The organism is Qipengyuania sp. R86523 (assembly GCF_044596365.1).
Classification (GTDB): Bacteria; Pseudomonadota; Alphaproteobacteria; order Sphingomonadales; family Sphingomonadaceae; genus Qipengyuania; species Qipengyuania citrea.
Window position 1 is genome coordinate 962,543 of the sequence record NZ_CP138997.1, and the last position, 14,727, is coordinate 977,269.

The 14,727-nt window shown below is 66.2% G+C and carries 13 protein-coding genes and 1 riboswitch; of the genes, 11 read left to right on the top strand and 2 right to left on the bottom strand.

The genetic code is table 11. The annotated features are described in order from the left end of the window. Nucleotides 1-67: 67 nt before the first annotated feature. Nucleotides 68-259: riboswitch (cobalamin riboswitch) on the bottom strand. A 160-nt stretch (nt 260-419) separates the two neighbouring features. The 11 genes from SJY12_RS04650 to SJY12_RS04700 all read left to right on the top strand — a co-directional run bounded on the left by SJY12_RS04650 (nt 420) and on the right by SJY12_RS04700 (nt 13,252). Next, entirely contained in the window at nt 420-1,508 is a 1,089-nt protein-coding gene (locus tag SJY12_RS04650; protein ID WP_397506169.1) for a cell wall hydrolase, read from the top strand. Between the two features lie 111 nt (nt 1,509-1,619). After that, nucleotides 1,620-1,967 carry a hypothetical protein gene (locus SJY12_RS04655; protein WP_063505568.1) on the top strand — a complete coding sequence of 116 codons (348 nt, stop codon included), beginning with the start codon at nt 1,620-1,622 and terminating at the stop codon, nt 1,965-1,967. A 340-nt stretch (nt 1,968-2,307) separates the two neighbouring features. Next, on the top strand, nt 2,308-3,270 hold the full coding sequence (mdh, locus tag SJY12_RS04660) for a malate dehydrogenase (RefSeq protein ID WP_063512386.1): 963 nt from the start codon (nt 2,308-2,310) through the stop codon (nt 3,268-3,270). 7 nt (nt 3,271-3,277) lie between these two features. After that, complete coding sequence (locus SJY12_RS04665) at nt 3,278-3,766, top strand: hypothetical protein (RefSeq protein WP_397506171.1); 489 nt, start codon at nt 3,278-3,280, stop codon at nt 3,764-3,766. Then, a complete protein-coding gene (gene sucD, locus SJY12_RS04670) occupies nt 3,763-4,653 on the top strand; it encodes a succinate--CoA ligase subunit alpha (protein ID WP_397506173.1) in 891 nt (296 codons plus the stop codon). Before SJY12_RS04665 ends, sucD begins: the two co-directional genes overlap by 4 nt. A gap of 97 nt (nt 4,654-4,750) precedes the next feature. Next, complete coding sequence (locus SJY12_RS04675; protein ID WP_160766623.1) at nt 4,751-7,582, top strand: 2-oxoglutarate dehydrogenase E1 component; 2,832 nt, start codon at nt 4,751-4,753, stop codon at nt 7,580-7,582. A 17-nt stretch (nt 7,583-7,599) separates the two neighbouring features. Continuing rightward, entirely contained in the window at nt 7,600-8,838 is a 1,239-nt protein-coding gene (gene odhB, locus SJY12_RS04680; RefSeq protein WP_050599027.1) for a 2-oxoglutarate dehydrogenase complex dihydrolipoyllysine-residue succinyltransferase, read from the top strand. A 10-nt stretch (nt 8,839-8,848) separates the two neighbouring features. Continuing rightward, nucleotides 8,849-10,261 (top strand): dihydrolipoyl dehydrogenase, encoded by a 1,413-nt coding sequence (gene lpdA, locus SJY12_RS04685; protein WP_397506175.1) that lies wholly within the window; start codon nt 8,849-8,851, stop codon nt 10,259-10,261. A gap of 49 nt (nt 10,262-10,310) precedes the next feature. Continuing rightward, the gene (locus tag SJY12_RS04690; RefSeq protein WP_397506177.1) at nt 10,311-11,111 is read left to right on the top strand and encodes a hypothetical protein; all 801 of its coding nucleotides are present in this window, start codon (nt 10,311-10,313) and stop codon (nt 11,109-11,111) included. 58 nt (nt 11,112-11,169) lie between these two features. Then, the gene (locus SJY12_RS04695; protein ID WP_397506178.1) at nt 11,170-12,504 is read left to right on the top strand and encodes an amidase family protein; all 1,335 of its coding nucleotides are present in this window, start codon (nt 11,170-11,172) and stop codon (nt 12,502-12,504) included. Between the two features lie 127 nt (nt 12,505-12,631). Beyond that, nucleotides 12,632-13,252 (top strand): trimeric intracellular cation channel family protein, encoded by a 621-nt coding sequence (locus SJY12_RS04700; protein WP_050599031.1) that lies wholly within the window; start codon nt 12,632-12,634, stop codon nt 13,250-13,252. On the opposite strand, the gene SJY12_RS04705 is transcribed toward SJY12_RS04700, so the two are convergent. Beyond that, nucleotides 13,249-13,998: a hypothetical protein gene (locus SJY12_RS04705; RefSeq protein ID WP_397506180.1), complete on the bottom strand. Its 750-nt coding sequence runs from the start codon at nt 13,996-13,998 to the stop codon at nt 13,249-13,251. The two genes, SJY12_RS04700 and SJY12_RS04705, sit on opposite strands and share 4 nt — an antisense overlap. A 113-nt stretch (nt 13,999-14,111) precedes the next feature. Beyond that, nucleotides 14,112-14,672 carry a hypothetical protein gene (locus SJY12_RS04710; protein WP_397506181.1) on the bottom strand — a complete coding sequence of 187 codons (561 nt, stop codon included), beginning with the start codon at nt 14,670-14,672 and terminating at the stop codon, nt 14,112-14,114. Nucleotides 14,673-14,727: the final 55 nt, after the last annotated feature.

Below are 14,727 nucleotides of genomic sequence, written 5' to 3' on the forward strand. Positions count from 1 at the left end.
ATGCCGTCCATGACGGGAGGGAGCAGTATTGCTCCTTCCACGTTTGCCTACGATACACCCCGCCCGCGGCCGAACGACAGTCATGGGCAGGTCTCCTGGCTCCCGGATCGACGCTTTCCCGCCGCCTTCCCGGACGCAAGGCCCAGTGGCATATGGCGGGATCGCTCCCCGGTCACAGTTGCGGGGGCAGCGGAGGGTTTGCACCTCCTTCCCTCTTCGGGCCTGCGCGAACAGGCCAACCCGTGACTCGCCGAGGCGCTTAACGCGGGTTTTTGCAATGCACAAGAGACGCTCTTCGTTAAGCAAATATCTGTTAAGCATGGCGCGAGACCGGCGTCCCGCCGCGGGATGCCCCGCCCGTGCACCTGTAAGAATGGCGCGGGCACGCTATATTGCTGCGGCGCAGAACAGGACCGAACGTGAGCCAGAGGACACCAGCAGCGAGGGATCAGCGGCGCGCCCGGCGCGCGCCCTCGCAGCGTGCGCTGCGCCACGAGGCGCGCCTGCGCCAGCGCCGCAAGATCGCGGCCCGCGGCGGGTTGCTGGCAGCCGCGATCGCCCTGCCGACCTTTGCAGCGCAGGGCGAATGGTGGGATTTCGCCGGCGCCATGGGGAAGGTGGACGAACAGGCTGGCCTCACCGCCATGCCGTTCGAGACGCCGGGGGAAAGCTTTCCCGGTTCCGCCTTCTACTATCTCGAGGACGCACCGCGCCTGGCGATGGACTATGCGGAGCTGCGCGGGGACGAAGGCGCGCTGGAAACGGTCGAGTTTGCCGAAAGCCACGGCGCGGGCGCCGCAGCCGAGGCCTTCCGCCAGGCGGGCAGCGGGGTCGACAAGGCGCGCGCGCTGCAATGCCTGTCGATGGCGGTCTATTACGAGGCGGCGAGCGAGAGCTACGGCGGGCAGCAGGCGGTGGCGCAGGTGGTGCTCAACCGGGTGGCGCATCCGGCCTATCCGGCAAGCGTCTGCGGTGTCGTGTTCCAGGGGTCCGAACGCACGACCGGGTGCCAGTTCAGCTTCACCTGCGACGGATCGCTCAGGCGCACGCCGGCGCGGCGCGGCTGGGCGGTTGCGCAGTCGGTCGCACTGGCTGCACTGGCGGGCGAGGTCTACCGGCCGATCGGGCTGGCGACGCATTACCACACCAATTACGTGAACCCCTATTGGGCGGCGAGCCTCGACTATATCCGCACGATCGGGGCGCATCGCTTCTACCGCTGGAAGGGCGGCGCCGGGACCGCAGGCGCCTTCACCGACGCCTATGCGGGCAGCGAACCGCTGGCAGCACCCACCGTCCGCCGCGCCGATGTTCGCGAACTGGACAGCGGCCCCGTCTCGAGTGCTGCCACGGCCCGTACCGGCTTCGAGGCCGCCGCCCCGGCAGCCAGCGCAACCGCGGCCGCCGATACGCCGCGGGACGCGGGCAAGCTGCCGCAATCGGGCACCGTGCGCGAGGAATACGCCAATTCGGGACGCTGGATTTCGCAGCCCGGGCAGCAACCCTAAGGGATTGGCACAGGGGGGCCTTTACATCTCCCCAACCATGTCACGGAACCGAAGTTTAGCGCGCGCTGCGCTAGGGAGAACGTCCCCCAGTCGCTACACGAGGTTCCAGGCATGCCCCTCCATTTCGCTGCCGCCCGCTCCACCGCCCATTCGCCGATCGCGCGCGCATTGGCGAGGAAGGCCCATGGCAGGGCAGCGAACGACAATGGCGGGGCCGCGGGATCGTCGTCGCAGCCACCGGTAGCCGGGCTCGACCGCGCAATGCGCGCGGCGCTGCGCCATTTCGGCGCGCATGGCCTCAAGGCGGCGGAAACCGCGCGCGACATGGCCGAAGAGGCTTTCCGTGCCGGTGACGAGGACAGCTATCGCTGGTGGCTCGGCATCTGCCGCACGCTCGACGCGCGCCTCGCGCGGCAACTCGAAAGCCGGGTGATGCCGGAAACCGCGCTGATCGGCTGACTTCGCGCGCTCGCTGAACGCGATCATGCATCGGCTTGCCGCGTGCTTCGCGGGGCACCAGGACCACCGGCAAACCACCCCGCGCCCGGCCATGGTATCACGACGCGCACGCGCGCCGTATCACGACGCGCACGCGCGCTTATTGCAATTGATAACTATTTGCAAACATAGTTTTGCGCCGCTTGGGATTGGCGGTTGCAATCGCTCGGGCACGGGCCTAGGGCGCATTCGCAATCGACCGGGTGCTGTGCCTCCTTTGCGGGACACGTGAAGCACGGCCCGCTCATCGGTCCGGGTATCATTACTGTCCCGCACGGCAGGAACAAGGACCCTCATTTCCATGGCACGCAAGAAGATCGCCCTCATCGGCGCCGGCATGATCGGCGGAACGCTCGCCCACCTCGCGGCGAAGAAGGAAATGGGCGACATCGTCCTGTTCGACATCGCCGAAGGCATGCCGCAGGGCAAGGCGCTCGACCTCAGCCAGTGCGGCCCGGTCGAAGGGTTTGATGCCAAGATCACCGGCACCAACGACTATGCCGACATCGCCGGTGCCGACGTGGTAATCGTCACCGCCGGCGTGCCGCGCAAGCCCGGCATGAGCCGCGACGATCTGCTCGGCATCAACCTCAAGGTGATGAAGGCGGTCGGCGAAGGCATCAAGAACAACTGCCCCGACGCATTCGTGATCTGCATCACCAACCCGCTCGACGCGATGGTCTGGGCGCTGCGCGAATTCAGCGGCCTGCCGCACAACAAGGTCGTCGGCATGGCCGGCGTGCTCGACAGCGCGCGCTTCGCCACCTTCCTCGCGTGGGAATTCGACGTCTCGGTCAAGGACGTCAACGCCTTCGTCCTCGGCGGCCACGGCGACACCATGGTCCCGGTCACCAGCTACACCACGATCAACGGCATCCCGGTCAACGACTTCGCCAAGATCAAGGGCGTATCGGCAAGCCGCATCGACGAAATCGTCGACCGCACCCGCAAGGGCGGCGGCGAGATCGTCGGCCTGCTCGGCAACGGCTCGGCCTATTACGCCCCCGCCACCAGCGCGATCGCGATGGCCGAAGCCTATCTCGGCGACACCAAGCGCATCCTGCCCTGCGCCAGCTATGTCGAAGGCAAGTACGGCCTCGACGGGCTGTATGTCGGCGTACCGACGATGATCGGCGCGGGCGGCACCGAAGAGGTGATCGAAATCGAACTCAGCGACGAGGAAAAGGCCAACCTCAAGGTCTCGACCGACGCGGTCGAGGAACTGCTCGAAGCCTGCAAGGGCCTCGACAGCTCGCTGGCCTGATCCACCCATGCGCAAGCTGACCCTGCTGCCCCTTATCGCATGCTGCGCCCCGCTGGCGGCGCAGGATGCGGCCACCGAGGCGGCGCATGCAGCAGAAGCAATTGCGGCCTGCCAGGCTGTCGTCACGCAAGATCGCGTCGACCCCGAGCGCCTGCCGGCCTCGGGTTGGGACGAGGCCAAGCGTCGCGGCAGCCGGTCGGAGCTCGTGGTTCGCGGTGTCTACGAAAAGGAAGGCAACAGCGCCTTCATCGTGATCGGCAAGCAGCAGGAGCGTGAGCGCAGCTGCGTCGTTCAGGCATTCCTGGCCGACACCGCCTCCTACAGCACCCTCCTCCAGGAGGTCTCGCAGGAAATCGGCATGCCCCAGCGGCAGGATGGTTTCAGCTATTACTGGGTCGATGCGGACAAGTCCGTGCGTGTCGATCCCGCGGGCGACGCGAAGCGCCCGTTCGCCCGTTTCGAAGTTACCGCAATTCCTCAGGAGAGCGCCGAATGAGCATCCTCGTAAACAAAGACACCAAGGTCATCACGCAGGGCATGACCGGTGATACCGGCACGTTCCACACCGAGCAGGCGCTCGCCTATGGCACGCAGATGGTCGCGGGCGTGACCCCCGGCAAGGGCGGCAGCGAGCATATCGGCCTGCCCGTTTACAACACCGTGTCCGAAGCCAAGGCCGAAACCGGTGCGACCGCTTCGTGCATCTACGTCCCGCCGCCGTTCGCCGCGGATTCGATCCTCGAGGCGATCGACGCCGAGATCGAGCTGATCATCGCGATCACCGAAGGCATTCCCGTACTCGACATGGTTCGCGTCAAGCGCGCACTGCAGGGCTCGAAGTCGCGCCTCATCGGGCCGAACTGCCCCGGCGTCCTGACCCCGGGCGAATGCAAGATCGGCATCATGCCTGGCAGCATCTTCAAGAAGGGCAGCGTCGGCGTGGTGTCGCGCTCGGGCACGCTGACCTATGAAGCCGTCCACCAGACGACGCAGGTCGGCCTCGGCCAGACCACCGCAGTCGGCATCGGCGGCGATCCGGTCAATGGCACCAATTTCATCGACGTGCTCGATCTCTTCCTCGACGACGAGGAAACCGAATTGATCATCATGATCGGCGAAATCGGCGGCAGCGCCGAGGAAGAAGCCGCCGAATTCATCAAGCAGGAAGCCGCTAAGGGCCGCAAGAAGCCGATGGTCGGTTTCATCGCTGGCCGCACGGCGCCTCCGGGCCGCCGCATGGGTCACGCGGGCGCCATCGTCTCGGGCGGCCAGGGCGGCGCCGACGACAAGATCGCGGCCATGGAAGATGCGGGCATCCGCGTCTCGCCGAGCCCGAGCGAACTCGGCACCACGCTCGACGCACTGTTGAAGGAACACGCCTGACATTCGGCGCGGACCCCCTCCTCCCCGGGACCGTCCGCGCCGCTGAGGCATTGCCATAGAGAGCCGACAGCAGGTCGGCGCGCGAAAGGTGACCCGGATGGGTAACGAAAGCCACGATTTCCTTCCCGAAATGGGTGACCAGGAAGGCCCGCAGCCGGGCCCGAGCTGGGGCAACCCCAAATGGCTCGCCGAAGTGGTCGACAGCGGGGCGGATCTGACCGCCGCGCTCGACCCCACGCAGATGCGTGCGGCGGTTGCGCAGGCGGCTCAGAAGGCGGGCAAGACGCTCGACCCCAAGGCGATCGAGCAGGCGGCGGACGATTCGATCCGCGCCATGCTGCTCATCCGGCTCTATCGCGTGCGCGGCCATCTGGCCGCCAATCTCGATCCGCTGGGCCTGTCGCATCGCGAGGTGCCCGAGGACCTGACGCTCGAATGGCACGGTTTCGACGGACAGGAAGGCCGCGAGGTCTATGTCGGCGGCGTGTTCGGCTTCGAATGGGTCAAGGTCAGCGAGCTTTATGACGCGCTGCGCGCGACCTATTGCGGCAATGTCGGCCTCGAATACATGCATATCACGGATACGGAAGAACGCCGTTTCCTGCAGGACAAGTTCGAGACCCCCGAAGACACGATCCAGTTCACCCCCGAAGGCAAGAAGGCGATCCTCGCCGCAGTGATCCGCGGCGAACAGTACGAAGCCTTCCTCGGCAAGAAATACGTCGGCACCAAGCGCTTCGGCCTCGATGGCGGCGAGTCGATGATTCCCGCGCTCGAAGCGGTCATCAAGTATGGCGGCCAGCTGGGCGTGCGCGAGATCATCTACGGCATGGCCCACCGCGGCCGACTGAACGTGCTCGCCAACGTCATGGGCAAGCCGTATAAGGTGATCTTCCACGAATTCTCGGGCGGCAGCGCCAATCCCGACGACGTCGGTGGTTCGGGCGATGTGAAATACCACCTCGGCACCAGCACCGACCGCGAATTCGACGGTATCAACGTGCACATGTCGCTGGTTCCCAACCCCAGCCACCTCGAGGCGGTCAACCCGGTGGTGCTCGGCAAGAGCCGTGCGCAGCAGGCGATCCGCGACGATCTCAAGCAGCACGAACAGGTCCTGCCGGTGCTGCTGCACGGCGATGCGGCATTCGCCGGCCAGGGCATCGTGTGGGAATGCCTCGGCTTCTCGGGCGTGCGCGGCTACAACACCGGCGGCTGCCTGCACTTCGTCATCAACAACCAGATCGGCTTCACCACCAGCCCGCAGTTCGCGCGCTCCTCGCCCTATCCCAGCGACGTGGCGAAGGGCGTCCAGGCGCCGATCCTGCACGTCAATGGCGATGATCCCGAAGCGGTCACCTTCGCGTGCAAGCTGGCCGTCGAATACCGCCAGACCTTCGGCCGCGACATCGTGATCGACATGTGGTGCTATCGCCGCTTCGGCCACAACGAGGGCGATGAGCCCAAGTTCACCCAGCCGCTGATGTATGACGAGATCCGCCAGCACCCGAAGGTCAGCGCGATCTATTCTGCGCGGCTCGAGGAAGAAGGCGTGATCGAAAAGGGCTTCGCCGACGGGCTGATCGCCGAATTCACCGATCACCTCGAAAAGGAATTCAAGGAAGCCAAGGATTACAAGCCGGACCAGGCCGACTGGTTCGGTGGCCGGTGGTCTGGCATGAACAAGCCCGCCGATCCGGAAACCGCCCGCCGGAACGTCGAAACCGCGATCGAGAAGAAGCTGTTCGACAGCCTCGGCCGGACACTGACCACGACCCCCGACGACCTGACGATCCACAAGACCCTGGGCCGCGTGCTCAAGGCCAAGGAAGACATGTTCTCCAGCGGCGAAGGGTTCGACTGGGCCACCGCCGAAGCGCTTGCCTTCGGCAGCCTCGTCACCGAAGGCTTCGGCGTGCGCCTGTCGGGCCAGGATTCGGGGCGCGGGACGTTCAGCCAGCGTCACGCCGTCTGGGTCGACCAGAAGGACGAGCACAAGTACATCCCGCTGACCACGCTGCCGCACGGCAAGTTCGAGGTTTATGACAGCCCGCTGTCCGAATACGGCGTGCTTGGCTTCGAATACGGGTTTGCGATGGCGGATCCGAAGAGCCTGGTGATGTGGGAAGCGCAGTTCGGCGATTTCGCCAATGGCGCGCAGATCATGATCGACCAGTTCATCGCCGCCGGCGAAGCCAAGTGGCTCCGCGCAAACGGGCTCGTCCTGCTGCTGCCGCATGGCTACGAGGGCCAGGGCCCGGAACACAGTTCGGCGCGCCTCGAGCGCTTCCTGCAGCTGTGCGCGAACGACAACATCCAGGTCTGCAACATCACCACGCCCGCCAATTATTTCCATGTGCTGCGCCGTCAGATGCTGCGCAGCTTCCGCAAGCCGCTGGTAATCATGACGCCGAAGAGCCTGCTGCGCCATCCGATGGCCAAGTCGGACGCGGCGGAGTTCATGGGCGATCACCACTTCATGCGGATCAAGTCCGACACGAAGACCATTCCCGACGAGAAGGTGAAGCGCCTCGTCCTGTGCAGCGGCAAGGTCGCCTATGACCTGCTGCAGCGCCGCGACGAGACCGAGCTCGAAGACGTCTCGATCGTGCGGATCGAGCAGCTTTACCCCTTCCCGGGCGAACCGCTGGCAAAGCGTCTGAGCCGGATGACCAATCTGGAACAGATCGTCTGGTGCCAGGAAGAACCGAAGAACAACGGTGCATGGTTCTTCGTCGATCGCCTGATCGAGGAAGCGGCCGAAGCCGCCGGCAAGTCGGGCATGCGCCCGTGCTATGCGGGACGCGAAGTCGCTGCCTCGCCCGCCACGGGTTACGCCAGCCGCCACCAGGTGCAGCAGGAAGCCCTCGTCAACATTGCACTCGGACTGAACGGCACCGCGCCCAACGTCCGCAGTGACTGCAAGTAACTCGGGAAAGCGAGATTATGGCCACCGAAGTCAAAGTTCCCACGCTGGGTGAATCGGTCACCGAAGCGACCGTCGGCGAATTGCTCAAGAACGTCGGCGATGCCGTTGCCGTCGACGAGCCGATCGTCAGTCTCGAAACCGACAAGGTCGCGGTCGAGGCCCCCTCGCCCGTCGCCGGGGTGATCAAGGAATTTAAGGTCGCGGTCGGTGACACGGTCGAGATCGACGCCATCATCGCGGTGATCGAGGAAGGCGCGGCGCCCGCCGCCAAGGGCGCCGAGGCCGGCCGTGCGCAGGAAGAGCGCGAAGAAGGCAAGCAGGAACGCGGCGATACGCCTGCACCCGCACCCGCCGCTTCGTCGGACGCCGCGCAGACGCTTTCGCCGGCCGTGCGCCGCGCAGTACTCGAACACGGGGTCGACCCGTCGACGATCAAGGGCACCGGCCGCGATGGCCGCCTGACCAAGGAAGACGTCATCGCCGCCGCCAACGCCAAGCGCGCCGGTGGCAGCACGCCGGCATCCTCCGCCCCGGCACCCGCGTCCACGGGCGGCGAACGCCGCGAGGAACGCGTCAAGATGACGCGCATGCGCCAGACCATCGCCAAGCGGCTGAAGGGAGCGCAGGAAAACGCCGCGCTGCTGACCACCTTCAACGACGTCGACATGTCGGCGGTGATGGAGGCGCGCGGCAAGTACAAGGACATGTTCGCCAAGAAGCACGACATCCGGCTCGGCTTCATGGGCTTCTTCGCCAAGGCCGCCTGCCTGGCGCTGAAGGACGTCCCCTCGGTCAACGCCTATATCGAGGGCGACGAGATCGTCTATCACGACTATGTCGACATCTCGGTCGCCGTGTCGGCACCCAACGGCCTCGTCGTTCCGGTCATCCGTGACGCGCAGGACAAGGGTTTCGCGCGGATCGAGAAGGACATCGCCGATTTCGGCAAGCGCGCCAAGGAAGGCACGCTGACGATGGACGACATGAAGGGCGGCACCTTCACCATCTCCAATGGCGGCGTGTTCGGATCGCTGATGTCGACGCCGATCATCAACCCGCCGCAGAGTGCCGTCCTCGGCCTGCACCGCATCGAGGACCGCCCGGTCGTGGTCGATGGTGAGATCGTCATCCGCCCGATGATGTATATCGCGCTGTCCTACGACCACCGCCTGATCGACGGCCGCGAGGCTGTCACCGCACTCAAGATCATCAAGGAAGCGATCGAAGATCCGACCCGGATGCTGATCGACCTTTGAGGAAAGAATAATGGCTGAATACGACTACGACGTCCTTGTCATCGGCGCTGGCCCGGGGGGCTATGTCGCTGCGATCCGCGCGGCCCAGCTCGGCCTGAAGACCGCCTGCGCCGAAAGCCGCGACACGCTGGGCGGGACCTGCCTCAACGTCGGCTGCATCCCGTCGAAGGCGATGCTGCACGCGTCGGAATACTTCAACGCCGCCAGCAACGGCACGATGGCGGAGATGGGCATCGAGGTCACGCCCAAGCTCGATCTCGACAAGATGCATGCGCAGCGCCGCGATGCGGTCGAGGGGCTGACCAAGGGCGTCGCTTTCCTGTTCAAGAAGAACAAGGTCGACTGGAAGAACGGCCACGCCACCTTCCAGGACGCGCATACGGTCAAGGTCGGTGACGAAACGGTCACCGCGAAGAACATCATCATCGCAACCGGCTCCTCGGTGACCCCGCTGCCCGGTGTCGAGGTCGATAACGACAAGCAGGTGGTGGTCGATTCCACCGGCGCGCTCGAACTCAACGCAGTGCCGAAAAAGATGGTCGTCATCGGCGGCGGCGTGATCGGGCTCGAACTCGGTTCGGTCTGGTGCCGGCTCGGCGCGCAGGTGACCGTGGTCGAATATCTCGACAAGCTGCTGCCCGGCATGGACGACGATGTTCGCAAGGAAGCAGCCAAGATCTTCAAGAAGCAGGGCATGGAACTGCGCCTGTCGACCAAGGTCACCGGCTGCACGGTCAAGGGCAAGAAAGCCACGCTCACGCTCGAACCCGCCGCTGGCGGGGACGAGGAAACGCTCGAGGCGGATTGCGTGCTGGTATCGATCGGCCGCCGCCCGAACACCGATGGGCTGGGGCTGGAAAACATCAGCCTGGAAACCAACCAGCGCGGCCAGATCGAGATCGATCACGATTTCCGCACCAAGGTCGACGGCGTTTGGGCGATCGGTGATGTGGTGCCGGGTCCGATGCTGGCGCACAAGGCCGAGGATGAAGGCATTGCCTGCGCCGAGAATGTCGCCGGGCAGACGGGCATCGTGAACCACGATCTCATCCCCGGCGTGGTTTACACCTGGCCCGAGTTTGCCGGTGTCGGCCTGACGCAGGAAGAAGCCATCGAAAAGATGGGCGGCGACAAGTCCAAGGTCAAAGTCGGCAAGTTCCCGATGATGGCCAACAGCCGCGCCAAGACCAATCACGAACCCGACGGCTTCGTGAAGATCATCGCCGAAGCCGAAAGCGACCGCGTGCTCGGCGTCTGGGCGATTGCCAGCGTTGCCGGGACGATGATCGCGCAGGCGACCCAGGCGATGGAATTCGGCGCTACGTCCGAAGATATCGCCTATACCTGCCATGCCCACCCGACGCATTCCGAAGCGATCAAGGAAGCGGCGATGGCGGTCCAGGGCAAGCCCATCCACGTCTGATCGGGTGGCTGACGGCGCGGCCCTTCCTGCGACGAGCAAGGACCGCTGAATGGCCGGGCGCGCGGCGATCATGCTCGCGCTCGGCATTCCCGTAGCTGCGGGACTGCTCTACCTCGTGCTGGGCAGCGCACCGCTCGCCTATCCCTTAGCCAACGCACTGGCCCTGCTCATAGCTGTGCCGATCGCGGCGTTTGCGCCGCTGCGGCTTGCCGAGCGCGAGCAGCGCGTCCTTACGCTGGTCCTGCTCGCCCTGTTATTCGTCCCGCTAGTCAGCGGGCCCCATCTCGGCACAGTGGCGCGATGGCTGCCTCTGGGACCAGTCAATTTGCATACCGGGGCGCTTGCGCTGCCCGCGTTGGTCGTACTGGCAGCGCGAGACGAGGATTACGCACCACCGATCCTGCTGGCCGCGCTGCTCGCCGCCAGCCTCCAACCCGATGCCGCGACCGCGCTTGCCGTGATGATGGCCGCCGTGGGGCTTTACAATGCCGGCCAGGATTGGCGCATGGTGCCCGTCGCGGGAATAGCCTTTCTTACCAGCATCGGCGCGGTGCTGCGCGGCGAACTGCCCGCACAGCCCTTCGTCGAGCGCGTGCTGGTCGATCTGGCGCTGCGCGAGCCGCTGGCTGCACTCGGTCTCGGCATGGCACTGCTTGCCGGTTTCCTGATGATTGCGCATGCCCTGCCCGCGGCAAAATCCACGCGCCATGCGCTGGCGGGATCGCTGTTCGGCTTTTCGCTCGCGGCGTTCGTGTCGAATTATCCCAGCGTGCTGATCGGCTACGGCGCCGCGCCGATCCTTGGATATGGGCTCGCGCTGGCGCTCGCGCGGCATACGCGCCGGGATTAGAACAGCGCGATTGACCATGCTGGCCGCTTGTCCGACATTGGGGGCAAGAGGAGACAGCATGGGTTACCCCGCACTTACCGACAAGCCCGGCGCGATCGCCACGGCAACCGCCATTCGCAATGGCGAGATGTCCCCATACGAGGCCGTGGAAGCGGCCATCGCGCGGATCGAACGGCTCGATGCGCACATCAACGCGGTGGTGGTCACCGACTTCGACCGCGCACTCGAACGCGCGCGCACGCTGACCGATACGGGGTTTGCGGCCGACCAGCCCCTGTTCGGTGTGCCCATGACGATCAAGGAAAGCTTCGATGTCGAAGGCCTTCCCACCTGCTGGGGGCACCAGGCCTATGCCGACAATATCGCGAAAGCCGACGCCCGCGTCGTCAGCCTGCTAAAGGGCGCGGGCGCGGTTATCCTCGGCAAGACCAATGTCCCGCCCGACCTGGCCGACTGGCAATCGCGCAATCCGGTCTATGGCCGGACCAACAACCCGCATGATGCAGGCCGTTCTCCGGGCGGATCGTCGGGCGGCGCGGCAGCGGCAGTGGCCAGCGGCATGGTCGCGTGCGACTTCGGCACCGACATCGGGGGGTCGGTCCGCGTGCCCGCGCATTTCTGCGGCATCTGGGGGCACAAGAGCAGCTGGGGCCTCGTCCCCTTGCAGGGCCATGTGCACCCGCAACTTGCCGGCAGGGATGCGCATGATGGCGCGCTGGGCATTGCCGGCCCGCTGGCCCGCAATGCGGCCGATCTGCGATTGCTGGTCGAACTGACCCGCTCGGTCCCGCTTCAGGTAAGCGGCAAGCCGCTGAAAGACTGCCGGGCGCTGCTGCTGCTCGACCACCCATCCTGCCCGACCGATGCAGCGGTGCGCGCACCCATCGAAGCGGCCGCGGCAGAGCTCGAGCGCGCGGGCATGGCCATCGACCGCGCAAGCGAGCTCGTCCCCGATCTGGCAACCGAGCATGCAGAATATATGCGGATGCTCAATGTCGCGATGGCGCGCGGCATGCCCGGGCCCGGCGGCAAGCGGGCCAGCGCCAGCGACTGGTTCGACATGCTCGACCTGCAGGCGCGCACCGAGAATGCCTGGGCCCGCCTGTTCGCAGTTTACGACTTCGTGCTAGCGCCCCCCGCCCCCGTCCTCGCGGTCGAACACAGCGAAGGGCGCGTGTTCGATGGCTCGGTGATGATAAACGGGACGCAGCAGCCAGGTGGCAGCACGCTGTGCTGGGCGGGGCTCGCGACCTATCCCAACCTGCCTTCTACCGTCCTGCCTGTGGGCGAAACCGGCGGGCTGCCTTGCGGAATGCAGGTGATCTCGCGCAGGTGGGCCGATCTCGACTGCATCGCCGCGGCGGAGTCGATCGGCACGATACTCCACGGCTAGGGAGCCTCGACGACATGGAATACCAGCGCGGCCTTCAGCGCCCTGCCCGCAAGCGGAAACAGCAGCCGGGCCGGATGGCCGGCGAGGACGCGATCGTGCCAGGGCACGGCGCGCACGCGGCTATCGCATGAATCCCGAGGTCCTGACCCCCCTGCTAGACTGGCTCGATCTTGCCGGCGTCGCCATCTTCGCGCTGACCGGTGCGCTGGTGGCGGCGAAGGAGCGACAGACCTTCGTCACGCTGGCATTTTTCGCGCTGGTCACGGGGGTTGGCGGCGGCACCGTGCGCGACCTGCTGATCGGTGCCCCGGTGTTCTGGATTCACGATGGCGGGGTGGCCGTGGTCTGCCTCGCGGTCTCGCTGTTCGCGTGGTTCATCCCGACGAGATGGTGGGCCGGCCGGTTCCTCTCGATTGCCGACGGCCTCGGGCTGGCGGCCTACGCCGTGCTTGGCGCGGCCAAGGCGCTCGAATATGGGATACCGCCCGTAACCGCCGCGCTGATGGGCGTGATCACCGGCTGCGTCGGCGGGATCATCCGCGATGTGGTGGCAGGGCGTCCATCGATCCTGATGCGCCCCGAACTCTATGTCACCGCCGCCGCGCTTTCCGCCAGCGTTACCGTGCTGGGCGATCTGGCAGGCATCCGCCGGGAATGGGTGTGGGTGGCTGCAACCGCCGCGGGATATGGCCTGCGGCTTGCGGCGATCCGCTGGAACCTCGCGCTGCCGGCCTACGGCCGCGACTAGCCGCCGGTGCCGCGATAGGCGGTCCCGTATTCGAGATCGCCGTCGATCACGTCGTCGCCCGGCAGGGGGCCGCCCGGATAGGCAGGCTGCGCGCCATCGGCCCGCGCGCGTGCCGCTGCGTAGACGTCGGCGCCGTATTGCCGGTCGGTCGCCGGCTGATAGCCGTAGCTGCCTGCCCCGCCCGCGTCGGAACTGGCCATGCCACTGCCGTAATCGATACCATCGATCCGCCCGTCCGGTCCGATCCGGCAAGTGAAGGCCTGGCCATCATACATGCGGCCATCGACCCTCCAGCCACTCGCATCGCGGTTGACCGCATCGACCGTGTCCACCCGGGCATCGCGTTCGATGGCTTCGACACACATCGCGGCGGCGCGGTCGAGCCCCCGTACATCGTCGGCGCGATCGGTGTCGCGGCGGGGATCGGGATAACGCGCATCGCGCGGGTATTCGCGCTCGTCCGACTTGTCGACCGCGCTGGCGACCGCAGCGATGCCGCCGATGATCAGCAGTCCGGTGAGGATGTCGCCGACATCGGTCCCGCGGTCGCGGTAACGGCGATCGCGGTAGCGGCGATGCTTCGCGGCATCGTCGTCGCCCGGTGCCCAGGCCGGAGCCGCGGCAACCGTTTGTGCTATCGCGGGCGCGGCCTGGACCGGCAGTTCGGCCGCCTGCGCGGGCATGGCCACCAGCGAGGTGGCTGCCAGCAGCGCCGGCAGCGCGGCAATGGATGGTCTGGTCGGCATATGGATCCCCTGTGGTCGCGCGCTCACCCCGGCACGCGTATGGCAATACGGCAGGAATGGGCGGCCCGGGCTAAACGAGGCCTGAACCGCCCGTGGTGGTGCGTGAAACGCGATCAGCGCAGTCCGCGAATACCGCTGTAGTCGACATCGGCAACGCGGCCGCGTTCGATGTAGCAGGTGAACTTGCCGCTATCGCGGGCGCTGTACCGGTCGCGGCGGCGATCGTAGCGCGCATCGCGGTAACCGCGCTGGCCATCGACAACCATCGTGCCCCTGACCTTCCAGCCATAGCGCGTGTCCTTCACGCTACGGATATCGGTGACCGACGCGTGACGATAGCCGGAGCGGCGCGCATCGACCTGTGCGGCGCTGACGCAGCGCTGCACTGCGGCGCGCGGGTTGCCGCGCCTGGCGTAGGCATCGCGGCGGTAGTCATTGTCATAGCGGTAGGCGCCGCCATTATAGCCGTAGCGGTCGCGGTTGCGGTCCTTGCTGGCAGCACCGGCGATGGCAGCGATACCCCCGATGATCACTGCGCCGGCGATTACCTCGCCGACCGAAATCCCGTCGTCGTCGCCGCGTGCCTGTGCCGGTGTGGCACCCGCCAGGGCCATTGCCCCGACCGTTGCCGCTGCGATCCCACCCTTCGCGAACGTTTTCCTGAACTGTTTCATCTCGAGGGTCTCCTCATCAGGGCCGCGGCGGGAATGCCCCGGCTGTGAGAATCGA

Excerpts from the sequence above, each read along its gene's own strand:
- mdh (WP_063512386.1), top strand. The coding sequence starts at position 2,308 with ATGGCACGCAAGAAGATCGCCCTCATCGGCGCCGGCATGATCGGCGGA.
- SJY12_RS04690 (WP_397506177.1), top strand. The coding sequence starts at position 10,311 with ATGGCCGGGCGCGCGGCGATCATGCTCGCGCTCGGCATTCCCGTAGCT.
- odhB (WP_050599027.1), top strand. The coding sequence starts at position 7,600 with ATGGCCACCGAAGTCAAAGTTCCCACGCTGGGTGAATCGGTCACCGAA.
- SJY12_RS04710 (WP_397506181.1), bottom strand. The coding sequence starts at position 14,672 with ATGAAACAGTTCAGGAAAACGTTCGCGAAGGGTGGGATCGCAGCGGCA.
- SJY12_RS04705 (WP_397506180.1), bottom strand. The coding sequence starts at position 13,998 with ATGCCGACCAGACCATCCATTGCCGCGCTGCCGGCGCTGCTGGCAGCC.
- SJY12_RS04665 (WP_397506171.1), top strand. The coding sequence starts at position 3,278 with ATGCGCAAGCTGACCCTGCTGCCCCTTATCGCATGCTGCGCCCCGCTG.
- SJY12_RS04655 (WP_063505568.1), top strand. The coding sequence starts at position 1,620 with ATGCCCCTCCATTTCGCTGCCGCCCGCTCCACCGCCCATTCGCCGATC.
- lpdA (WP_397506175.1), top strand. The coding sequence starts at position 8,849 with ATGGCTGAATACGACTACGACGTCCTTGTCATCGGCGCTGGCCCGGGG.
- SJY12_RS04675 (WP_160766623.1), top strand. The coding sequence starts at position 4,751 with ATGGGTAACGAAAGCCACGATTTCCTTCCCGAAATGGGTGACCAGGAA.
- SJY12_RS04700 (WP_050599031.1), top strand. The coding sequence starts at position 12,632 with ATGAATCCCGAGGTCCTGACCCCCCTGCTAGACTGGCTCGATCTTGCC.
- sucD (WP_397506173.1), top strand. The coding sequence starts at position 3,763 with ATGAGCATCCTCGTAAACAAAGACACCAAGGTCATCACGCAGGGCATG.
- SJY12_RS04695 (WP_397506178.1), top strand. The coding sequence starts at position 11,170 with ATGGGTTACCCCGCACTTACCGACAAGCCCGGCGCGATCGCCACGGCA.